Annotated in this window: 21 protein-coding genes; 4 read left to right on the top strand and 17 right to left on the bottom strand. The window is 45.0% G+C overall.

Annotated elements, in window-relative coordinates; genetic code table 11:
• Window positions 1-21 precede the first annotated feature (21 nt).
• The 8 genes from JMN17_RS17900 to JMN17_RS17865 form a co-directional block, all read right to left on the bottom strand.
• The gene (locus JMN17_RS17900; protein WP_202328696.1) at window positions 22-822 is read right to left on the bottom strand and encodes an HAD family hydrolase; all 801 of its coding nucleotides are present in this window, start codon (window positions 820-822) and stop codon (window positions 22-24) included.
• Window positions 819-1,928, bottom strand: a complete 1,110-nt coding sequence (locus JMN17_RS17895) for a cysteine protease StiP family protein (RefSeq protein ID WP_202328694.1) — start codon at window positions 1,926-1,928, stop codon at window positions 819-821. The genes JMN17_RS17900 and JMN17_RS17895 overlap by 4 nt, the downstream gene beginning before the upstream one ends.
• Window positions 1,929-1,934: 6 nt before the next feature.
• Window positions 1,935-3,245: a phosphoribosyltransferase family protein gene (locus tag JMN17_RS17890; protein WP_202328884.1), complete on the bottom strand. Its 1,311-nt coding sequence runs from the start codon at window positions 3,243-3,245 to the stop codon at window positions 1,935-1,937.
• Window positions 3,235-4,395: an HpcH/HpaI aldolase/citrate lyase family protein gene (locus JMN17_RS17885; RefSeq protein ID WP_087993180.1), complete on the bottom strand. Its 1,161-nt coding sequence runs from the start codon at window positions 4,393-4,395 to the stop codon at window positions 3,235-3,237. The genes JMN17_RS17890 and JMN17_RS17885 overlap by 11 nt, the downstream gene beginning before the upstream one ends.
• 61 nt (window positions 4,396-4,456) lie before the next feature.
• Window positions 4,457-5,230 (bottom strand): TerC family protein, encoded by a 774-nt coding sequence (locus tag JMN17_RS17880; RefSeq protein ID WP_087993119.1) that lies wholly within the window; start codon window positions 5,228-5,230, stop codon window positions 4,457-4,459.
• A gap of 51 nt (window positions 5,231-5,281) precedes the next feature.
• Complete coding sequence (locus tag JMN17_RS17875; RefSeq protein WP_202328692.1) at window positions 5,282-5,860, bottom strand: TerD family protein; 579 nt, start codon at window positions 5,858-5,860, stop codon at window positions 5,282-5,284.
• A gap of 35 nt (window positions 5,861-5,895) precedes the next feature.
• Entirely contained in the window at window positions 5,896-6,477 is a 582-nt protein-coding gene (locus JMN17_RS17870; protein ID WP_087993117.1) for a TerD family protein, read from the bottom strand.
• A 23-nt stretch (window positions 6,478-6,500) separates the two neighbouring features.
• On the bottom strand, window positions 6,501-7,103 hold the full coding sequence (locus JMN17_RS17865; protein WP_202328684.1) for a TerD family protein: 603 nt from the start codon (window positions 7,101-7,103) through the stop codon (window positions 6,501-6,503).
• A gap of 286 nt (window positions 7,104-7,389) precedes the next feature.
• Here JMN17_RS17865 and JMN17_RS17860 point away from each other — a divergent pair, with 286 nt between their 5' ends.
• Window positions 7,390-8,385 carry an LLM class flavin-dependent oxidoreductase gene (locus JMN17_RS17860; protein WP_087993115.1) on the top strand — a complete coding sequence of 332 codons (996 nt, stop codon included), beginning with the start codon at window positions 7,390-7,392 and terminating at the stop codon, window positions 8,383-8,385.
• Between the two features lie 38 nt (window positions 8,386-8,423).
• On the opposite strand, the gene znuB is transcribed toward JMN17_RS17860, so the two are convergent.
• The 6 genes from znuB to rapJ form a co-directional block, all read right to left on the bottom strand.
• Window positions 8,424-9,266: a zinc ABC transporter permease ZnuB gene (gene znuB / locus JMN17_RS17855; RefSeq protein WP_087993114.1), complete on the bottom strand. Its 843-nt coding sequence runs from the start codon at window positions 9,264-9,266 to the stop codon at window positions 8,424-8,426.
• Entirely contained in the window at window positions 9,224-9,919 is a 696-nt protein-coding gene (gene znuC, locus JMN17_RS17850) for a zinc ABC transporter ATP-binding protein ZnuC (RefSeq protein WP_087993113.1), read from the bottom strand. The genes znuB and znuC overlap by 43 nt, the downstream gene beginning before the upstream one ends.
• A 54-nt stretch (window positions 9,920-9,973) precedes the next feature.
• Window positions 9,974-10,951 carry a metal ABC transporter substrate-binding protein gene (locus tag JMN17_RS17845; RefSeq protein ID WP_202328682.1) on the bottom strand — a complete coding sequence of 326 codons (978 nt, stop codon included), beginning with the start codon at window positions 10,949-10,951 and terminating at the stop codon, window positions 9,974-9,976.
• A 186-nt stretch (window positions 10,952-11,137) separates the two neighbouring features.
• Window positions 11,138-12,829 carry a glycoside hydrolase family 13 protein gene (locus JMN17_RS17840; protein WP_202328680.1) on the bottom strand — a complete coding sequence of 564 codons (1,692 nt, stop codon included), beginning with the start codon at window positions 12,827-12,829 and terminating at the stop codon, window positions 11,138-11,140.
• 24 nt (window positions 12,830-12,853) lie between these two features.
• Window positions 12,854-13,630 carry an SDR family oxidoreductase gene (locus JMN17_RS17835; RefSeq protein ID WP_087993110.1) on the bottom strand — a complete coding sequence of 259 codons (777 nt, stop codon included), beginning with the start codon at window positions 13,628-13,630 and terminating at the stop codon, window positions 12,854-12,856.
• Between the two features lie 107 nt (window positions 13,631-13,737).
• A complete protein-coding gene (rapJ, locus tag JMN17_RS17830; RefSeq protein ID WP_202328679.1) occupies window positions 13,738-14,859 on the bottom strand; it encodes a response regulator aspartate phosphatase in 1,122 nt (373 codons plus the stop codon).
• A 122-nt stretch (window positions 14,860-14,981) separates the two neighbouring features.
• Between rapJ and JMN17_RS17825 the strand changes: the two genes are divergently transcribed.
• Window positions 14,982-15,485 carry a M15 family metallopeptidase gene (locus JMN17_RS17825; RefSeq protein ID WP_087993108.1) on the top strand — a complete coding sequence of 168 codons (504 nt, stop codon included), beginning with the start codon at window positions 14,982-14,984 and terminating at the stop codon, window positions 15,483-15,485.
• A gap of 6 nt (window positions 15,486-15,491) precedes the next feature.
• On the opposite strand, the gene JMN17_RS17820 is transcribed toward JMN17_RS17825, so the two are convergent.
• Together JMN17_RS17820 and JMN17_RS17815 are read right to left on the bottom strand one after the other, a co-directional pair.
• Window positions 15,492-16,853 (bottom strand): YcdB/YcdC domain-containing protein, encoded by a 1,362-nt coding sequence (locus tag JMN17_RS17820; RefSeq protein ID WP_202328677.1) that lies wholly within the window; start codon window positions 16,851-16,853, stop codon window positions 15,492-15,494.
• Between the two features lie 187 nt (window positions 16,854-17,040).
• Complete coding sequence (locus tag JMN17_RS17815; protein ID WP_202328882.1) at window positions 17,041-18,420, bottom strand: YcdB/YcdC domain-containing protein; 1,380 nt, start codon at window positions 18,418-18,420, stop codon at window positions 17,041-17,043.
• Window positions 18,421-18,604: 184 nt separating this feature from the next.
• Between JMN17_RS17815 and JMN17_RS17810 the strand changes: the two genes are divergently transcribed.
• Both JMN17_RS17810 and JMN17_RS17805 read left to right on the top strand, forming a co-directional pair.
• The gene (locus JMN17_RS17810) at window positions 18,605-18,745 is read left to right on the top strand and encodes a hypothetical protein (protein WP_202328880.1); all 141 of its coding nucleotides are present in this window, start codon (window positions 18,605-18,607) and stop codon (window positions 18,743-18,745) included.
• 12 nt (window positions 18,746-18,757) lie between these two features.
• Complete coding sequence (locus JMN17_RS17805) at window positions 18,758-19,822, top strand: DUF4352 domain-containing protein (RefSeq protein WP_087993107.1); 1,065 nt, start codon at window positions 18,758-18,760, stop codon at window positions 19,820-19,822.
• A gap of 39 nt (window positions 19,823-19,861) precedes the next feature.
• Here the strand turns inward: JMN17_RS17805 and JMN17_RS17800 are convergent, their stop codons facing one another.
• The gene (locus JMN17_RS17800; RefSeq protein WP_202328675.1) at window positions 19,862-20,794 is read right to left on the bottom strand and encodes an aldo/keto reductase; all 933 of its coding nucleotides are present in this window, start codon (window positions 20,792-20,794) and stop codon (window positions 19,862-19,864) included.
• Window positions 20,795-20,862 lie beyond the last annotated feature (68 nt).

Raw genomic sequence — 20,862 nt, 5'->3', positions numbered from 1 at the left:
TTTCTGGTCTGTTTGTATGCATTATACTTGTTTTAATCGGGTTATTCGGGATAAAACAGACGCTGTGATTTCTTCACCTGCCATCATGCCGCTTGCTTTCGTTTTGCGTAATTCCGGACAGTGGCGCAGCACCTCGCCATGAGCGGGCGCGATGCCGAAATCAGCTTCCTGAATCAGTTCAAGATCCAGCAGCGAATCTCCCGCTGTATAGATTTCATCAAGCGAAAGCCTCGATTTCAGATATTCGACCGCCCTCCATTTATTAAGCGGCTTCGGAATAAAGTAAAGCTTTCGCCCCTGCAGGGATACCTGCCATCCTTTTTCAGCCCCCCACTCCTTCACAGCAGCGGGATCGAGGCCGGCTATTTTCTCTTCGTTCAAGATAAGATAGACAAAATAATGATGTGCCGTTCGGGTTCTTTCAACCGCTTGCGCTACAGGCAGACTTGCGATTTCTCTCAGCATAGCCTCAATCGGCAGACACGATGCAAGCTGCTCTTTTATGAGCTCGTCCCACTCTTTCAGAGGCTGGCCGTCCTTTAAAATACAGCCGCCATTCGTAGTCACAGCATATTCGGGCACAATGTCCTGCTGAAAACAAACAATTCTCTTGTACTGCTCATTTGTGCGTGTGGTGACAGGAATAAAATAGTGATCCTTTTGAATTTGCCTTAAATGTTCTTTTGTCACTCCCGAAATGTAAGAGATGTCACGGCCGTTCAGTGTTTCTATCAGCTCAACCCCCGCTTCCTTATCAGGATTGCTGATCATGCGCCTCGAGTAAATTAATGTTCTGTCTAAATCACTGGCGAATGCGTTCATAGGCTTTTCTCCGCCGGACGAATCAGCCCGCAGCAGCGATATGACATATTCTTGTATTCTTCCACAGGCACGCCTCGATCCTTCGCAAGCAATAAAATATGCTTCAATGCTTCTTCAGCACCCGGCTGAATGAGTATTTTCCAAGGCACTCTTCGCAAAAGCACGCGGGTCGTTTCCCCAACACCCGGCTTAATCAGATTTGTGTTGCTGATGCCGAATTGCTTTTGGATGGTCTCAATGGAAGCTAGACCGTTCCAATCTGGTTTCACACGATCGTTTTGCAGCCTAAGTGCCAGGCGTTCTGCTTCTTTATAAATAGACGGAAATTGCTCCGCTATCGTTTCAATATAGAGATTGGATACATCCTCTTCGCTGAGCTCTTTGTAATATTTCGCCCCATGAAAGTCAGACGGCCCGATCCACTTTTCATTTAAAACTGTGCGGCTGACAAGTCCTGATACAGTAGAATTCAAGCAAGCGCTCGGAATCAGAAAGTCTTCCTTCGTACCATAAATATCCGCGCAATGCCCCGGATCGGCAAGCACCGCGATTTCAGAAGACAGCCTTGTTCCAAAGCGTTGATTAAAGCGTTCTACAGAGCGGATCAGTTCTTTCGTGATGGCGCCTTTGCCTGTCCATCCGTCGATAAACGCAACCTTGCCTTCCGGATGATGCTTCAACATATAATGCAAGGCAATCTCATCAATTCCCCTGTCCCGAATGATAGAGATGCTATAGTGCGGCAGCGAGACATGATACTTCATTTTGATATAACGTTTGATCAAGACACCGATCGGCGTGCCTGCTCTTGCCAAACTGCACAAAACCGCATCTTTCCCGCTTTTTTCATAAATCTGCTCCGCAACAACTCCCGCCGCTAATGCGACCTTCTGTTTGCTGTCTTCCAGCGAGGCATAAAACAGTTTCATGTATTCATCTGTCGGCTTGTATTCGATCGGCAGCATTTCTGAATAATGGATGCCGCTTTGAATTGACTTCTCCCGTTCTTCCGTACTTTTTTCAATGGATACAGCGGACAAGTCTTTTAATAGAAAGGTCACATCTTCTTCTGGATAGCTCCCAATACGGTCAATAACGTCTTTCAAATCAGATCACGCCTTTCCTGAGAGAGTTACAATGTGGATATGAGGCACTTCTTTTTCTTTGAAAATATCAAAAATCGGCTGTAACGCCTCATCCGAAACGTTCTTTTCCAGACAGAAAAAGACTTCGTCATACGCTCCGGCAGGAAGGTTATAGACAAAATGGCGAACCGCCTCATCTTCCGGATTCATAAATGAATAACCGTTTTGCACGGCATAACCTTGTTTTGCAACCGGGTGAATCGGACTGCGCGTGGTAGAGTGATAGGAAACCGAACCGCCAAGCTTTGAGGCGATTTTCATTGGCAGATACATCAGCTCTCCCGTTCCAAGCACGAGTGTTCTTTTGCCCTTCCGATATTGTTCGATGTAAAGCGCTGCTTGGCGGCAAGCTTCGTGAACAGCCTTTCGCTCAGACGGCTTTACGCCGAATCGCCCTGTTTCTTTCACGTAAGAATGAACGTTTGCGGATGTTTCCGGCTGATAAGGAACGGATGTGAAGAAATCCGATATATCAATGTCCGTTCTGTTTATCGCTGTTCCTTGCGGCTTCGGGCTGTAGTTGCAGGAGGACTCGGACAACGGCACACCCTTAAAGGAAATCCGCCCTGATAATAAAGCAACGGTTGAAATTGTGACGCCTAATTCCCGTTCAGCCTCTGCGTATGCCTTCTTATGCTCCTCCGTCCGCCAATCCAATAAAGACAGGACAGCGTATTCTTTGCGCGGAAATTTGGATTGGATATCCCGAATCATATGTAATGCGGTTTTCCCTGTGGTGATTTCATCATCTACAAGAAGAATCGGACAGCTGTTGTTCATCATATCTGGTTCTGCGTAACACAGCTGATCAGTGGCATGGGAATGCTCTTCCACAAATATGATCGAAGGCTCTGTGTTTCGGATCTGTTCACGTGTTGTATGGACAAACGACGCTTGTTCAATGCAATCATAAACCGCGTGTCCAAGCGCCGTCGCCGTTTCCGCAAACCCGATTACAAGCGGCGCTTCGTCCAGTGTAACAGGGTGCTGTTGAAGCGTTTGATAAGCAGCTTGAAGCTCGCTTTCCGTTTCTGAAAGAAGTCCGTTCAAGATCTCGTTTTTTTCCTTTAGCTCCTGTCCGGTTTTCCGCTCAGCGTATTCCAAGGCAAGCAGCCCGGACGCTAAAAGCGGCTTCAGCGGGTGAACCGGGATATGTTTGCCCAGCACTTTGCTGACAAATAAAAAGCCCCTTTTTTTATTCACTCTTGCCGCCATCTCGAATAATGCTTGTTCAGGTATGAAAAGCGGGTTGTCTGTGACCGACAGATCAACCGCCATATTGTCCAATATTTGAAGGGTTTTGCTGTTCGTTGAGCAAATCGGTGAAAGATCGGTTTTCATGATACACCCCATAAATTTCTGATTTTAATAAGATTTTTTCAGCCCATTTCATATGAGGCTTGATTTCATTCATTTTGTTAGAAAAATGGCTTTTCATCACGCCGATTGAACCGTTTCCGTGATGAATAATGCTTAACGCATCCATATAGTCTTCCTTTGTTACAACATACAGGCTGTTTACAATTTTGAGATGGGTCGGATGAATGACCGTTTTTCCGTGAATGCCGTTGGCGATGTCAAGTTCGGTTTCCTTCACCAAACCTTTTACATACTCATTCAGCTCAACTGGCGGGTGCGCCGATAGCAGATGGGGCTTTTGCGATGCCTGAAAATACTCCCATACAGGGCCTGAAATAACGAACTCCCGGCCGAAGTAATTGATGATATCTGACATAAAGTCCGCAATCATACGGATATCATATATCGTTTGCTCCGACTTTCTTCTGATGCCGTATAATCCGCATAAATCAGTCGCACCGATCCGCACATTTAAGATCAAGTCCTGATGCTGATGCAAAATCATACTCATTTCAGACAAAGCAGCAGCCCTTGTCTCTTTCATTAACAAATCGGGTGTTTCCAATATCGGCATGCCGTAAAGCGGCACCGTCATGTCACCGGATATGCCTTCAAGTGCTTCAACATAGTCACGGGCGTTTTCCGCTGAGAATTTTGGGAAGACAAATCCTGTTAACAAATGGAGTGCAGGTTTCAGGGTATCGGCTAATTGCAGCAGCTGTTTCGGAGACCGTACACGCACAAACATAAACGGGAGATGGTCCGGCTTTATCTTGCGGTGCTGGATCGCCTGCTCAATCAACTCTAATTGGCGGCTCACATTATGTTCAGCCCGCTTGACCTCATGATCTCCAATCGCATCCTCCAGACAGAAAACAATAGATGATAAATCCTCATATTTGTGTTCCGTTATCATCGCCGCTATGTCCGGGCGGGTTGCCGGCATATATAATACGGCCCCCAGTGCGTGCTCAAGCAGCTTCTTAGGCGCCTCTTTCGTGACCTGTTTCGGCGCTTGATAAAATACATTTTCTTCTTGATGTGTTGATAAATAGTGGAAATACCGCACACACGTCACCTCTTTTCTGTAACAAAAAAGGAAGGACATAAACCTCCCTCCTTGTTTTGTTTTATTCTTCTTTTGACGCGGCTGTCTGTTCGCGCACTTGCTTTTGTTTGTTGATATAGTGAATGATAAATGTAATCGCAAAAGCAGCGATAATGATAATGAAGAATACAGAGTGCGGCATTTCGTAATGGAAGGCACTCCCGGCCATTTTCAGCGCGATAATTCCGATTAACACGAATGCTGTGTTTTCCAGCTCAGGAATTTTATCAATCAGTACAAGGAATACTTTTGCCACTGTACGCATCATTAATATACCGAGCATACCGCCGACCAGAAGCACCCATACTTTTTCAGATACCGCAAATGCGGCCAGAATGCTGTCCACAGAGAAGGCAAGGTCCATCAATTCAACTGAAATAACAGTCGCCCAGAAAATACCGAACGTGCGGACCATCCAAGAGTTTTTCTTCATGCCGTCCGTTTCCTCATCTTTTTCGCCGATCCAGAAGTGCTTAATGACGAGCCAAGCCAGATAAAGCGCGCCAAGCACCTTGATCCACCAAAACTTGATGAGGAGCATACCGAGCCCGATAAAAATAAACCTGAAAATATAAGCTCCAAATAAACCATACGTTAACGCTTTTTTCCGCTGTTTTTCCGGCAGGTGTTTGACCATCACCGCAAGAACAAGCGCGTTATCGGCCGATAAAAGGCCTTCCAAAACAACAAGAGAACCAATCAGACCCCAGGAAACAGGATCAGACAACACTTCCCCCCACATTTTCCAATCGAAAAATGAAGCATACGTAGACATGATATGATGTAAAAAGTCCAAATTTTTTCCTCCTATTAATTGAAAACGGTGACTTCTCTATTTGTCACTCGCTTACACTTGCAAACCGTAGTTCCGGCACAATGCAGCCAGCCCGCCGGAAAAACCGCTGCCGATCGCATTGAATTTCCACTCCTCGCCGTGTCTGTAAAGCTCACAAACGACAACGGCTGTCTCAATAGAGAAATCTTCTCCCAAGTCGAAGCGAAGAAGTTCATTCTGCGTCTCTTCGTCCACAACGCGTACAAACGCATTGGAAACTTGTCCGAAGTTTTGGCTGCGTGCTTCAGCGTCGTGAATGGTCACTGTGATACCTATTTTCTCAATGTGAGCAGGGATTTTTGAAAAATCAACGATGAGCTGCTCATCATCTCCGTCACCTTCACCCGTGCGGTTGTCACCCGTATGGATGACACCGCCGCTCGGATGCTCAAGGTTATTATAGAAGACGAAATCGAGATCATTCACGCAGTTGTCATGCGCATCAACTAAAAAAGCTGAAGCATCCAGGTCAAAATCGTCTCCGCCTGAGTACTTATTTGTATCCCAGCCTAAACCGATCACCGCTTTTGTGAGTCCCGGATTTGTTTTCGTTAAATCAACACGCTGTCCTTTTGCTAATTGAATAGCCATACTGCCTCTCTCCTTTCTGCTCTTCGTAATCTGTCCTAACCAACTTGCAAGCCGAAGTCTGTTGCGATACGGGCAAGACCGCCTTGGTAGCCTGAGCCGATAGCGGAGAATTTCCACTCTCCGTTATGCCGGTAAAGCTCTCCAGCGATAATTGCTGTTTCAATAGAGAAATCTTCCGCCAGATCGTAACGGATGAGCTCTTCATTTGTTTCTTCATTGACGATGCGAACGAACGCGTTTGACACTTGTCCAAAGTTTTGGCTGCGCGCTTCCGCTTCGTGAATCGTGATGACAAATGAGATTTTGTCGATATTGGCAGGTACGGCGCTGAGATTCACTTTTACATTCTCATCATCGCCTTCACCAAGACCTGTCAGGTTATCGCCTGAATGAACGACTGAACCATTGCCGCCTTCAAGCTGGTTGTAGAAAATAAAATCATTTTGAGATGCGCATTTTCCAGACGCATCTAAAAGAAATACACTTGAGTCAAGGTCAAAGTCATGTCCGCCGTCATACTTATTCGTATCCCAGCCTAAACCGACAACAACCTTTGAAAGACCTGGATTTGTTTTTGTTAAATCTACTTTTTGTCCTTTTGCCAATGAAATTGCCATGTTTCATCCACTCCTTTTTTCTTTTATACGTATCGGCTGATAATATCTTCTAATCTCGTATCGTTTGTGCCTTCACCGATCGCCGCGAATTTCCACTCGCCGTCCTGGCGGTAGATTTCAGCCGTAATTAAGCTTGTTCTCCCGGCATAATTGTCTTTTAAATTGTATTTGAGCATTTCTTCATTTTTAGATTGATCGACCACACGGATAAACGCATTTTGAATCATGCCGAAATCTTGTTTTCTTCTGACACAATCATAAATATTAACAACAAATACAAGCCTGTCGATATTTGCAGGCACTTTTTCCAAATCTATCATAATTTGTTCGTCATCACCCGCACCGTCGCCTGTCAGGTTATCGCCTGTATGTTTGACACCGCCGCAGCGGCTTTTCAGGTTGCCGAAATAGATGATATTTTTCTTATCGGTGAATTTGCCGTTTTCGAGCATCAATACTGAAGCGTCACAGTCGACATTGGGTCCGCCCCCGCCGAGCAGCTTTCCGAAAAAACCGCCTCCGCCTGATGAAACCGGGTCCCAGCCGAGACCGACCATCAATTTTGATAAGCCCGCTTTTCCTTTTGTTAAATCAATACGCTGTCCTTTTTCTAAAGAAATCGCCACACGATTCACTCCTAATCATCAAGATGTGAATATAGTCACATTTATTTTTACGTACAAAGGGAAGATGAGTATGCCGTAAATTATTAATAGATACGTTTGTTATTATAGCAAAGTTTCATAAAAGTTAAGAATAATTGACGAAAATCCTCGAAAAAAACTTCCATATTTGATGTGATTTTTGCAAATCATATGAATTGTGATTCTAAAACAAACCATTTGACGTGAGCGAGTCATTTTGCCTATTCTTGTGTCACATTCTAAAAACAGACAGAAAGGAAGCGGCCTTTTGATTCATTTCAGCATACTAGACCAGGCACCTGTTTCTAAAGGAGAAAGCCCTGTGACAACTCTTCAGCATTCGGTTGAGCTTGCCCAATTAAGCGAACAGTGGGGCTATAAGCGTTATTGGTTTGCCGAACATCACAGCACGAAAGGACTGGCAAGCACGGCGCCGGAAATTATGATCGCCCGCATCGCGGCACAGACAAACACGATCCGTGTCGGGTCAGGCGGCGTGCTGCTGCCCCAGTACAGCCCGTTTAAAGTGGCCGAAACCTTTCGCCAGCTTGAGGCCCTGTATCCCAACCGGATTGACCTCGGTGTCGGGCGTTCCCCCGGCGGCACGACAAAAACCCGCCTTGCGCTAACGGACGGGGTGAAAAAAAGCTTAACCGATTTCAACAGACAACTGCAGGATGTCTCTTATTTTCTCACGAATTCGCTTCCTGCCGGGCATCCGTATGCCGGAATCAAAGCGGCGCCGCTTATTGACACTGCACCGGAGCTATGGGTGCTCGGTCTCGGTGAAAACAGCGCAAGACGCGCGGCGCATCAGGGGATTGGATATGTATTTGGGCATTTCATTAACCCCGAGCGAGGAGAAAATGCATTTCGTGTTTACCGGGAAAACTTTCGGCCGTCAGCTCATTTCTCGTCTCCGGCCGCATTGTTTACGATTTTTGTCATTTGCGCAAAAACAGATGAGGAGGCAGAAGAGCTCGCGTTAAGCCAGGATTTATGGCTTCTTCGCGTCGGAAAAGGCTTGGACAGCCGCGTGCCGAGCAGCGGGGAAGCAAAAGCGTATCCCTACACAGAGTCCGATAAAAAGCTCATAGAAGAAAACAGAAAGCGAATGGTGATCGGTTCTCCAAACACTGTCAAACAGCAGCTTTTAGAGCTCACAGACCGTTATGAAACAAATGAAATCATGGTTCTTTGCAATGTGTTTGATTTTGAGGCGAAAAAGGAATCATATGAGCGTCTTGCCGGGTTGTTTCTATAAAAAAAGCAGTTTTTCCGATGGAAAAACTGCTTTTCGTGTTACCGGCGCCCTTTTTTACGCAGGGCTTCTTTTTTGATAAACGTCCAAACTCCCTGAACCGCGAATCCAATCAAAAGCAGAACGATCAAAAGCAGGGTAATAGACGGCCCTGGCGGCGTTCCGAGCTGATAAGATGATGTCAGTCCCATAAAAACGCTGAATAACGAAATGAGTATAGCTGCGATAAATACCATGTTAAAGCCTTTTGCAATTCTAATGGCGAATGCTGCCGGCAATACGAGCAGGGCTGATACAAGAAGAACCCCGATGATCGGAATAATGACTGAGATCGCCAGCCCTGTGACGATACTGAATGACATCGACAGGACGTTTGTATTGATTCCGGACGTTTTTGCTGTTGCTTCATCAAACGTCAGCAGGTAGAGCGGTCTTCTCAGTACGATAAAGTAAAGCAGGATCAGCAGTGTAATGATGCCGATAATATAGACCTGCTGCTGGTTTACGGTCACGAGCGATCCAAATAGGTATTGGTCAATGCTCATATTGGCTGTGCCTTTTGAAAGGCTGATTAAAAACATCGCGAAGGACAAACCAGCCGCCATTAAGATGGCAATGGACACTTCTGAATATGTCCGGTATGCCCGCCGCATGTATTCAATCCCGATTGCGCCGACGGTCACGACGACGATGCTCGCCGCGGTAATATTGGTGCTGAGAAAAAAGCCGATGGCCACACCTGACAATGAAATATGTGATAGTGTGTCAGCCATTAAGGCCTGTCTTCTGAGAACGAGATAAACCCCTAAAATCGGGGCCATGATGGCGATCATGCCGCCTGCTAGAAAAGCTCGTCGCATGAATTCCAAGTCAAACATTTCCATCCGCCTTTTTCTCCTCTCTCTAATCGAATTACTTTATCTAAAAATTGCTGCACTTCATTTTGTTCATGAGTGACCATCACAACTGTGCGGTTGTGATTTTTCACGAGATGGTGCATAAATTCGTAAAATCCTTTTCTGCTGTCATAGTCAACGGCTGTTGTCGGTTCGTCCAGCATTAAGAGATCCGGATTGCTGGCAAGCATTCTTGCGATACAGATTTTCTGCTTCTGTCCGCCTGATAAGTCGCCGATTTTCCGCTCGCGGAGCTCCCACATTTCCACCATTTTCAACGCTTTTTCCACTTCGATATGATCTTCTTCATTTAAACGTTTAAACCATTTCCCTTTTGTGTATCGGCCTGACTGCACAAGCTCCAGCACCGTACTTGGAAAACCGGCATTAAATGAAGAAATTTGCTGCGGGACGTAGCCTATCGTCAGGCGTTTTCCTTCTGTATTCCTTTTACTGATCGTCACCGTGCCTTCCCACGGTTTCAGCATGCCGAGCATGACTTTCATAAGCGTCGATTTAGCGGCGCCGTTTGGGCCCGTGATGCCGACAAACTCACCGCTTTCAATATCAAGTGATACTTTATCCAAAACAGGCGTATGGGAATAGCCGAAAACGATATCTTTCAATGAGACGAGATTCATGTCAATCTTCCTTTCTCACAAAGAAATAGTGTGCACCCTCCGGCGCACACTATCTTATGATTTATCCAATAGTGAATCTTTAAGGGCATCGAGGTTTTGTTTCATAATGTCGATATACCCTAAACCTTTATCTTGTTCTTCTTTGCTTAAGCCCTCCAGTGTATTGAGCACTTCAGTCTTTGCGCCGATTTCACTGGCCAGCGTTTCTGCGACCTTTGAGGATGCAATTTCTTCAAAGTAAATGACTTTTACGTTATGTTCTTTGGCATACGTTTTCAGTTTTGCTAAGTCGGCTGCGCTCGGTTCTTGGTCAGGCGAAAGCCCTGCAATCGGAACCTGCGTCAGACCGTATTCTTTTGCCAAATAGCTAAAAGCTGTATGCTGTGTGATGAATTCTTTCTTCACCGCTTTTTTTACGGTTGTACGATATAGTTTATCAAGATCCTGCAGTTTTGCAATATATTCTTTACTATTTTTCTCATAGTATTCTTTGTTATCCGGGTCCTGCTTTACGATCTGCGCCGTAATATTTTCAACTTCCTTCTGCGCCAGAACAGGGCTGAGCCATACGTGAGGGTCCATTGCATGGCTATGGCTGTGCTCATGCTCCTCGTGCTCTCCGTGTTCTTCATGCTCTTCGTGTTCTTCTTCCGAACCTTCCATTAAATCAATGCCTTTGCTCGCGTTGACGAAAACGGCATGGCCTTGACCCATGCTTTTTTCAGCTGACGGAACCCAAGTTTCCATGTATTCACTATTATAAACGAACAAATCAGCATCTTGAATGTTGGCAATGTCTTTTGGCGTCGGTTCCCAATCATGCGGTTCAACGGAAGATGGAATTAACAAATCCACATCTCCTTTATCTTTTACAATTTGTTTCGTAAATTCATACATCGGGTAGAACGTTGTGACAATGTGCAGTTTATCACTCTTAGAATCCGCCGACCCTTTTGTTGATGAATTGCCGCATGCTGCGACTAATAAAAAGCACGCTGCAATCACAAACAAGCCGCTCCATTTTTTAAACATATCGTATATCCCCTCTTTTTCACATGAACTTTAAATCAAAATGATAACGATTTTGTAATCCTATATCATAATAAACCGAAGTCATTACGTTTTGCAAGAGTAATTTTCGTTTTGATGTTATTCTTCCCGTCTATGGGGCGAATATATGTACTTAAAAAACCCGGCTAAAAAGCCGGGCGGGCTGAGTCATTTGATTGTTTTGTCCAGAAGATATACTCTGCTCTCGTAAGGCTGAAACACCATTTCGTCAGCCAGATCACCGTTGTTTTTATAATTGCTGAGAAGCAAGGATGCCTGATTCTTTCCGCAATACTTAGGCCAACGGAAAACAGCCTGCTCTTTTGAAAAGTTATTGACCGACAAAAGCTGCTGTTTTCCATTTTCTCTCATGTATACAAACAGCTGCGGATCATCCGGAAGCAAAAGATCATAGCTTCCTTTCATGAGGTCAGCGTACTGCTTTCTCAGGCTGATCAGCTTTTTGTAGTAGGTTAAGATCGAATCAGGGTCTGTCTGTGCTTCCTCTACATTGATAGTCGAGAAGTTCGGGTTGACCTTCAGCCAAGGCGTGCCGTCAGTAAATCCGGCATTCTTGCCGCTGCTCCACTGCATCGGCGTCCGGGCGTGATCCCGGCTTTTGGCTAAGATCGATCTCATCACATCTTCTGGATCATAGCCTTTTTCAAACACCCGTTTATGATACATATTGACCGTTTGGATATCTTTGTAGTCCTCAATTCGGGTAAACGGCGCGTTTGTCATCCCGATTTCTTCTCCTTGATAAATATACGGCGTGCCCTTCATGAAATAAAGAACGGCGGCCAGCATTTTCGCGGATTCTTTCCGGTATTCCCCATCGTCTCCGAATCGCGACACAATCCGGGGCTGATCATGGTTGCACCAAAACAATGTATTCCACCCTTCATATTCAAGCTTCTTTTGCCATGTTGTCAAAACAGACTTTAAATCAGAAAGCTCAAGGGGTTTTACATCCCAATGTTCTTTTCCCGGCTGCTGGTCAAGCTCCATATGCTGAAAGTGAAAAATCATGTTCAGTTCATGCTTATCTGTTCCCGTATACTTCAGGCCTTCCTCCGGTGTGGCGCTTCCTGCCTCTCCGACGGACATGACATCATATTGAGAAAATACTTTATCTGTCATTTCTTTTAAATAGTCATGAATCCGTTCGCCATTTGGCTGGAAAGACTTCGGCTCTGCCCGCTGGTTGATATAGTCCTCATACGAAGGTAGATATTCTTTCTTAGAGATGAGATGGAGCTGATCAATCCGTAACCCGTCCACCCCTTTATCAAGCCAAAATCTCATCATGTCAAATACCGCTTGGCGCACCTCAGGATGTTCCCAATTTAAATCAGCTTGTTTGACGGCATTCATATGGAGATAATATTCTCCCGTGTGCTCCTCGTATTGCCAGACCGGGCATCCGTAGTCAGACACCCAGTCCGTCGGTAGGCCGTTCTTTGTGCCGGGGCGCCAAATGTAATAGCTGCGGTATTTGCTGTTTTTGTCCAGCTCCGCTTCTTTAAACCACGGGTGCTCGACCGAGGTGTGATTTAACACAAAATCCATCACTAGCTTTAATCCTCGCTGATGCACCTGGTCAAGCAGCTCGTGAAAATCGTCCATCGTTCCGTATGAATCCATAATCGTCTTATGGTCTGTCACATCATAGCCGTAATCAACATTCGGAGAAGGATAAATCGGGCAAATCCAAATCACGTCTGCTCCGAGCTCCTTTATGTAATCAAGGCGGGACATAATTCCCCGCAAATCTCCAATTCCATCTCCATTGCTGTCCTGAAAGCTTCTCGGATAAACTTGATAGACCACCGCATCCTTCCACCAGTCTGTCTTCATCCCGCAATCCCCCTGTTTTATGTTCTATTCAAGCTGAGACGGATAAATTGTCATTCCGCCATCGACGAAGAGTGTGGTGCCGGTTACATAGCTCGCTTCCTCAGAAACAAGCCAAGCCGCTGCTGCTGCCACTTCTTCCGGCTTTCCGAAGGCATTCATTGGGATTTTTTTCAATTGTTTTTGTCTGCTCTCTTCTTTTTTCGTATCCACATTTGATTCTGTGGCAATGGTGCCGGGCGCTATTGCGTTGACGCGAATTCCTTTATCCGCATAATTGAGCGCCAGCGTTTCTGTCATCATCTTGATGCCGCCTTTCGACGTGGAATACTGAACATTGACGGGGCGCGGGATCTGCTGGTGAACGCTCGAAATATTCAGCACATTGCCTTTGATGTTGTTTTTCATCATGTGGCTAAGGGCTGCTTTTGCTCCCAGAAAGGTTCCGGTGATGTTGACATCAATGACTCTCTGCCAATCTTCAAGACTCATCTCATGCGGCATAGCCTCCGCGCCGTTAAAACCCGAGTTGTTCACCAGAACATCGAGCGTGCCGAAATGGTCTAAAGCGGTGTCCAAGAGCGCCTGAATTCCTTCTTCTTTTGACACGTCCGCCTCAACTGCGACGGCTTTCCCTCCGTTATGCTTAATGATGTCCACCGTTTCATCGGCTCCAGACGGGTCGCTGTGATAATTCACAACAACATTCATTTTCTCCTGCCCGAACCGTTCCGCAATGGCTTTCCCGATTCCTTTTGAAGAACCTGTCACGATCGCTGTTTTTCCGGTTAAATCTTTATACATAAACGATATCCTCCTCTGATTTTCCATTATGCAGTGGAAAATACCCCATTTTTCCGGGTTGAAAACAGCATAAAAAAGCAGAGAACCTGTATGTTCTCTGCCATTTTCTATCGAAAACGCTGCTCAGCAAGCTTCTTTTTAATATTCATCAGCCTGCGGTAAAAGAAAGCGGCGGACTCGTAATGTTCTTGCTGATTGAAATGTTCCGCTGTATCATGCAGCAGTTCTTCAGCATCGGCAAGAAGCTGGCGGGATTCCAGCAGGTCGAAGCATTCTTCAAGCACCTTCCAGTCGCCGCTGCCAAGATAAAGCTCATGAATGAGGCGGAATTTCGTCAAGTACATGTCATCTGCCCATTCAGCAGCGCTCTTGATCCCGCGGTCATATGCTTCTGCCGCTTTGTCGTATTTTCCCTGTTTACAGTAGATATGGGTCAGTGAAAAAACGGCTTGAACGGCCTGCTGAAAGCTGTGCCTCTCAAAAATGGCGGCGGCTGTTTTGATATAGCCCTCCGCTTCATTGAAATCTCCCAGACTGTACTTACAGTGTCCGACATTGTAATGGGCAGCGGCGATCATATACGATTCTTCAAGCTGCCTCGCATGATCTAAGGCACTGCACAAGTGTATCAGCGCTTTTTCATAATGATAAACATCGGTCAAATTTCCGGCAATGATAAATTCACACTGCACGCGGCGGCGCCCGTACAGCTCATATTTCGTATAGATATCAAGCGCCTGGCTCGCATAATTCATGGAAAAATACGTTTGTTTGATGTGATAATACACTTCTGCAACCTTAAAAAGAAACTCAGCTTTTTCGATCTCATCCTCGACATACTCAAGCTTTTCCTCGGCATGTTTATAATGGTCAATCGCTAATATGAAATTTTTCTGTTTAAATTCGTACATCCCTCTGAAATAATAAAAGTAGTATTCCAATAAGCCTGTGAGTTTTTGCTGATTGCTTTCAATTTCGTTCAGCATATCAGAGAACGGAGGCTTGGTGTCGCTGTCTTTCACCGGCATCAGCTTATCCAGCATGATTCGATGCCGGAATTCCATCAAAGAAAAATATAAAAGCAAGTCCTGATTTTCTTCCATGTCTTCTAAATCGTATTCGATCTCCTGCTTTAACGCTTCTGCTTGATCTGCTTCAAATGCGCGAATGAGCTTGTACCATTCGTTTAGCTTTACTGCTACTTCCTCAGATGGAATCTTTGCTCTCATCTATCTGCCTCCTTCCTCCTGCTACTATTTATGTTATATTTTATCATAGCTGTTCTCTTTTAGAGAGAGTCAATCACTTAAAAGCGAAAACATTCAGCACATCATGAGAAAGTGAGACCGATATGAAATTATCCGCAAAAATATCCGTTATCTTATGTATTCTGTTTCTTCTTGATCTGTGTTTTAGTTATATACGAAACGAATGGCATTCTCAAAACGCCCTGCAGAATATGCCTGTCCCTTCGGATCTTCATCCGATTGTGAAACAGAACGCCGATGCTCTCAAGGCCGCAGCGGCGAAAAAAGGCATTAACGTTGTCATTACAGAAGGATTCAGGTCCTTTAAGGAACAAGACGAATTATATAAACAGGGGCGTACAAAAGAAGGGAATATTGTCACCTATGCAAGAGGAGGAGAATCGTATCATAACTATGGTTTCGCCATAGATTTCGCCCTGCAAAAAAAGGATGGCAGCATCATTTGGGACATAGAATATGACGGCAATCAAAACGGTCAATCAGATTGGGTGGAGGTTGTCGAGATTGCTAAGAAGCTCGGTTTTGAGTGGGGCGGCGACTGGAAACGATTCAAGGACTACCCCCACTTGCAGATGATTCCTGACTAGACACCCTCACAGCCTTTTCTTTTTCCTTATGTGCGCATCAATGTAGGAAGGATAAACAGGCTTATACACCAGCTTGTAATGCTGAACGCTGCCCGCTGTAAAATCAGGCTGCCATTCCAGCTTCACATCAAAAGCGGCTAAAAACGTTTCTCTCGCTTCTTGAGCTGAAACATCCGGCCTGTGATTGATTGATTCTAATTGTTCAGGATCAATATCCGGCGCCATAAAAGCATCTATCATTCCGGTTTCCGGATTGACAATGATTCGGGCAGCACCGAACCGCAGCGGCACTTCTTTATACCAGACAGAAAAATGATTGCGGATTCTCCCTCTTTCATCAATTAGGATGGGATTCACTTTGAAAAACTCAGCCGCTCTAGGATAAAGCGCATATAAAAACTGAAGCGCTGTCCTTTGGCATTCTTCTATTGAGCATTGGCGGGTGTTCCGCTGTTCCATAAAAGAGAGCGCTGCTTTTAACTTCCCTGTTGTTTTGTCCGTTTTTATTTTGATTGTGTTTTTATTTCTCGTTTCAAAATAACTCCCTATGCTTAAATCCTTCCGCTCCGGCGCAGTTCCTTCGCGCCACGTGCTTCCCATTTCTTCTCCAAAGTCCTTTTCACTGACTTTCTGCATATCAGGGGTGAAGCCCAGCATCGTATATATATCGATTTTTTCCGTGTTCTGAAGCGTCGGCAGGGGCGTCCCGTTTTCTATTCTTTCATCAGCGATATGCTGGTCGGGAACGATTTCGTCTACATCGGCGGGATAGCTGTATCCCGGCAGAATCGGTTCATACAGAAGCCTTGGTGCCTGTTCGCCATCTATGACATCGTACATCAGCCGCAAAGACATTGTATTTACGTAATGGGACACAACCTTCTCTTTTGCTACAAATTCCTTTGGAACTTCGGCTTTATGCCCTTCTCCGTAATATAAAAAATGGACAATCTGTCCGCTGCGTGTCATATCAATCAAAAAGCCTGAATTGGGAAGCGGAAGCCCCAGTTCCATTTTGGCATATATAAAACGGATGCGTTGCCCCCGTTCTTCCTTGCCCTGAAAATGAAATTTCATAAATGTGCCGGGATGGTTGGCAGCAGCAAATTGAAGAGCCTTCAGCTTCAGCTCGGCATCTGGGAGCTTTTTGTCTGCCTCGGAGCGCACGGTTGTTGAAAAGGTGAGCAAAGCGCCGTCATTTCCAAGTTCAACTGTAATGTGCTTTTCAGGATCTTTAGGGTCCTTCCAGATGAAGTACGCCTGCCCCTTTTTCTTTTGCTTTTGGTCGTAATCTTCTATCTCAAGCTCATAATGCGGCGGTACATTCCCGATTCCTTGCGCCTTCTTTTTCAGCTGTTTATTAACCAATGAAGTCATCCTTTCAAAAGAGTCTACGACAAAGAGAATCCTGTTTATTATATAAAAGGACCCTTCTTCATTTAAAGTGAAGAAAGGTCCTTTTATATTATTGTCTTTATTCTCTAATATTCTTTCTGTTACTTTCATCACACGTCATCTTATATATTTGTTGGCATTTGTATGGCCTTTTACTGTTTTACCAGACACTCATCACTGGCTCTCCTGTATGGGCTTCAATAAAACACGGATACACCGGCTTGTAGACGAGCCGGTAGCTGTTTCCTTCATCATCACGGTATTCCCTCTCCCAGCTAAGCTCAACTTTAAAATGCTTCCAGAAGATAGACTTCGCTTGTTCTGCTGAAATAGCCGGAACCGGATGAATGGTTTCCAGCTCCTTCGGGTCAATATCCGGTCCCATATAAGCGGTAATGCGGCCGGTCTGGCGGCTGACGCAGATTCTGGTCTGTCCAAACCGGAGCGGCACTCCATGACAGTGCGCTTCAAATGTAAAACCAGCGACTGCGTTATCTTCTTCATCCGGTTCGTCGTACCTGATCTTAAAATATTGATCGGCATTCGGAAATAAAGCAAACAGGAAGCGAATCGCAATTTTTTCACACTCTGCCTCAGTTACTGTCAACGGCCCTTTTTTCTCCATAAATGACATGACACTTTCGAGTTTTCCGGTATCTTTGTTATGGATGGTTTTCAGCACTTGATGAACCCGTCCTCTAAACCAGCTGTCCATGCTTTTATCCGCCGGCTGATATACAGGATCATCCGGATTCCGCCAAACAGTCCCGATTTTTCCGTCTCCCAAATCCGCTTCCCGCTCTTTGACAAACTCTTTTTCGATGCCGATCATGCTGCTTAGATCAACCTTTTCATAAATGTCTTCGAATAAAGGGAGAGGAAAGCTTTCACGCTCCCTGTCATCGTCATCAATTGCCCATTCTTCTAGAACCAAATCCGCGGGCACGGTGATGGCTCTGCATTCAGGCTCATACACCAAATGCGGCTGATCGTCCCCGTTTTTGTAAACAGAACGATTGAGAACTTCAAACAATAGGTTGAACTCCACATCCTTCTTGATAAAGGCAAGTGCCTCCTCATCATCAGCGATCCGCTTTGGTTTGATGATGCTGCCCGCTTTCCCGTAATAGCGGAAGTAAATGATCTCGCCTGATAAGGTGATATCCGCCATAAATCCGCTCATGGGAAGAGGAAGACCGTCCTCTATTTGAACATATGAAAATCTCACCTTATCATCGTATGTACGGCCATTTTCTTCACAGACAAAGTCAGTGAGCGCTCCGGGATAATGAGTCTCGACAAATTGGCGCATCCTATCCGCTAATTGTTCTTCAGACAGCCTTTCTCCGCTTTCAGGCTCAAGATCACGGGAAATGGATTCCAGCTGGCCGTCCGGCCCAAATTCCACAATAATGCCGATGTTGTCATCGTGAGGGTCTGCCCAACAATAATAGGCTCCTTTCTCATCACCTTTATAATCCTCAATTTCCAGTTTTAAGTGTGTCGGTACACGGCCGATTTCCAGTGCTTTTTGTTTCATTTCCTCTTTGTTCAACAAGACGCCTCCTCTAACTAATCAAAAAGTAATAGTCTAAAATACACAAATTTCTGAGTTTACCAGTTTTACCAGAACATTTTTCACCAAAAATAGGATGATGAACCTATTCAATATAAAAGCCAATAATCTTAAAATTAAATCCGTTGTAACTTTTATAGGTCCATTTATAACAAAGAAGGGCGGAGTTTCCATAAAACCCGGTGAAAACCGTGAGAAAAGAACTGATTTTTTTGGTGATTTGATGCTAATCCATTCAAAAAGATCCATTTCTCAAAGACAAAAGACTCTCTTACCCAAAACCACTTGAGGAGGAAAAAGAATGTTCCAGAAAAAAACGCAAGCTGTTTTCCTAATTCTTCTGCTGATGATGTTTACAGCCGCTTGTTCCGGAAGCAAAACAAGCGCGGAGAAGAAAGAGTCAGAAACAGAAAAAAGCTCAGATATAGCTCAAGTCAAACTTAAAGATGTCTCTTATACACTGCCGTCTAAATATGATAAGTCCACTACAGATGGCCAGCTTGTGTTAAAAGTCAATGTCGCTGTGAAAAACACAGGGAAAGAGCCGCTGAATGTAGACAGTATGGATTTCACTTTGTACCAAGATGATACCAAAATGTCTGACACAGACCCTGAAGACTATAACGAAAAGCTGCGCAGCAGCACGATTAACGCTGATAAATCCGTTGAAGGAAGCCTTTTCTTTGTTGTAGATAAAGGCGAGAAATACGAGCTTAACTATACGCCGGAATCTTACGGTGATAAAAAGCCAAAATCAGTTACTTTCAAAATTAATGGTAAAGACAAAAAAATCCTTGCAACAGCCGATCAGCTACAAGACTCTGCAAAAGCATTATCGGCTTATGTTGACGTCCTTCTTTTCGGTAAAGACAACGCTGATTTCGAAAAAATCACCGGTGCCAACAAAAACGAAATTGTACATGATTTCAACGAATCAGCCAAAGACGGCTATCTCTCAGCTTCCGGTCTTTCAAGCACATACGCGGACAGCAAAGCGCTTGATAATATCGTGAACGGCATTAAAGCGGGATTAAGCAAAAACTCTTCCATCCAGGCGAAAACAACATCGCTCTCTAAAGACGAAGCAATTGTTGAAGCCACTATCAAACCTGTAGATGCGTCTTCGCTCTCAGACCGCATCGAAGACAGAGTGAAAGACTACTACAGCAAGAATGCTGGCGCGAGCTATGAGGATGCTGTGAAATACGCGCTTCAAGTATATCCTGAGGAATTCAAAAAGCTCGGACCGGCTTCATCTGAAAAAACGGTTGAAGTGAAAATGAAGAAGAACGACATCGATCAATGGCAGCTTGATATGGACGATTACAGAGCAGCAGAATTAGTCGAAGCATTCATCAAAGAATAAAACACCAAAAGGAAATAGCCACCGCTGCTATTTCCTTTTTTATGTAAAAATCCCGCTGATAAATTCCACTTCATCTTCGGTCAGTTCAATGTTCAAGGTTTTCAGGTTATCTTTCAATTGCTCTGGACGCTTAGCGCCTGGAATGATGGCGTCTATTGCCGGTCTCGTTAACAGCCACGCCAATGCGACATGTGCCGTCTCCGCTTGTTTTTCCTCCGCCACCGCTTTCAGCTTATCTACTTTTGTGAGGTTGTGAATAAACGTTTCTCCCTGAAATTGCGGCTTATCCTTTCTAAAGTCATCAAAGACCGTATCTTTCGTGAATTTTCCTGTCAGCAGTCCGGACGCGAGCGGAAAATAAGGAATAAAGGATATGCCGTGTTTTTCACAGTATGGAAGAATCTCCCTCTCGGCATCACGCTGAATGAGAGAGTATTCTGCCTGGAAGACCTCCAAATAGCCGTCTGCATTAAATTCCTGCAATTGCTGATCATTGAGGTTTGAAGCGCCGATCGCTTTGATTTTCCCCTCATCCTTCAGCTCCTTCAGCGTGCCTGCCACCTCAGCAAGAGGGGTTTTGCCATCAGGGAAATGAACATAATACAAATCAATGTAATCTGTTTTCAAGCGCTTCAGACTCTTTTCCACCTCGCCGCGAAGAAACTCCCGGCTGTTGTCTAATTCAATGCTGCCATTCACTTCTTTATGGGCCCCTTTGGTGGCAATCATGAGCTCATTCCGTGCGCCGCGTTCCTGCACAACTTCGCCGATTAATTCTTCAGAACGCCCCAGTCCGTATATAAAGGCGGTATCAATAAAATTCACGCCGCCATCCAATGCCGTTCTCACCAAATCCTTCCCTGTTTCATCATTCAGGTTCGGAAATAGATTATGTCCGCCGACCGCATTCGCGCCGAATCCGATCCGCTTCACCCGCAGCTTCGTTTTGCCAAGAGTACGTGTTTGATCCATTGTTTCTTCTCCTTCGAAACAAATTTTGATGAAAAATAGTGCAGGGTCACTTTCTGTATTAGATATCC

The organism is Bacillus sp. RHFS10, from assembly GCF_016757475.1.
Taxonomy (GTDB): Bacteria; Bacillota; Bacilli; order Bacillales; family Bacillaceae; genus Bacillus; species Bacillus subtilis_G.
The sequence above is the reverse complement of the archived record's forward strand: the minus strand, read 5'-3'. Positions and strand labels throughout refer to the sequence as shown.

Coding starts and splice junctions, on each gene's coding strand:
- JMN17_RS17845 (WP_202328682.1), bottom strand. CDS start 10,951: ATGTTTAAAAAATGGAGCGGCTTGTTTGTGATTGCAGCGTGCTTTTTA.
- JMN17_RS17825 (WP_087993108.1), top strand. CDS start 14,982: ATGAAATTATCCGCAAAAATATCCGTTATCTTATGTATTCTGTTTCTT.
- rapJ (WP_202328679.1), bottom strand. CDS start 14,859: ATGAGAGCAAAGATTCCATCTGAGGAAGTAGCAGTAAAGCTAAACGAA.
- JMN17_RS17800 (WP_202328675.1), bottom strand. CDS start 20,794: ATGGATCAAACACGTACTCTTGGCAAAACGAAGCTGCGGGTGAAGCGG.
- JMN17_RS17890 (WP_202328884.1), bottom strand. CDS start 3,245: ATGGCGGTTGATCTGTCGGTCACAGACAACCCGCTTTTCATACCTGAA.
- JMN17_RS17870 (WP_087993117.1), bottom strand. CDS start 6,477: ATGGCAATTTCATTGGCAAAAGGACAAAAAGTAGATTTAACAAAAACA.
- JMN17_RS17815 (WP_202328882.1), bottom strand. CDS start 18,420: ATGAAACAAAAAGCACTGGAAATCGGCCGTGTACCGACACACTTAAAA.
- JMN17_RS17875 (WP_202328692.1), bottom strand. CDS start 5,860: ATGGCTATTCAATTAGCAAAAGGACAGCGTGTTGATTTAACGAAAACA.
- znuC (WP_087993113.1), bottom strand. CDS start 9,919: ATGAATCTCGTCTCATTGAAAGATATCGTTTTCGGCTATTCCCATACG.
- JMN17_RS17835 (WP_087993110.1), bottom strand. CDS start 13,630: ATGTATAAAGATTTAACCGGAAAAACAGCGATCGTGACAGGTTCTTCA.
- JMN17_RS17805 (WP_087993107.1), top strand. CDS start 18,758: ATGTTCCAGAAAAAAACGCAAGCTGTTTTCCTAATTCTTCTGCTGATG.
- JMN17_RS17900 (WP_202328696.1), bottom strand. CDS start 822: ATGAACGCATTCGCCAGTGATTTAGACAGAACATTAATTTACTCGAGG.
- JMN17_RS17840 (WP_202328680.1), bottom strand. CDS start 12,829: ATGAAGACAGACTGGTGGAAGGATGCGGTGGTCTATCAAGTTTATCCG.
- znuB (WP_087993114.1), bottom strand. CDS start 9,266: ATGGAAATGTTTGACTTGGAATTCATGCGACGAGCTTTTCTAGCAGGC.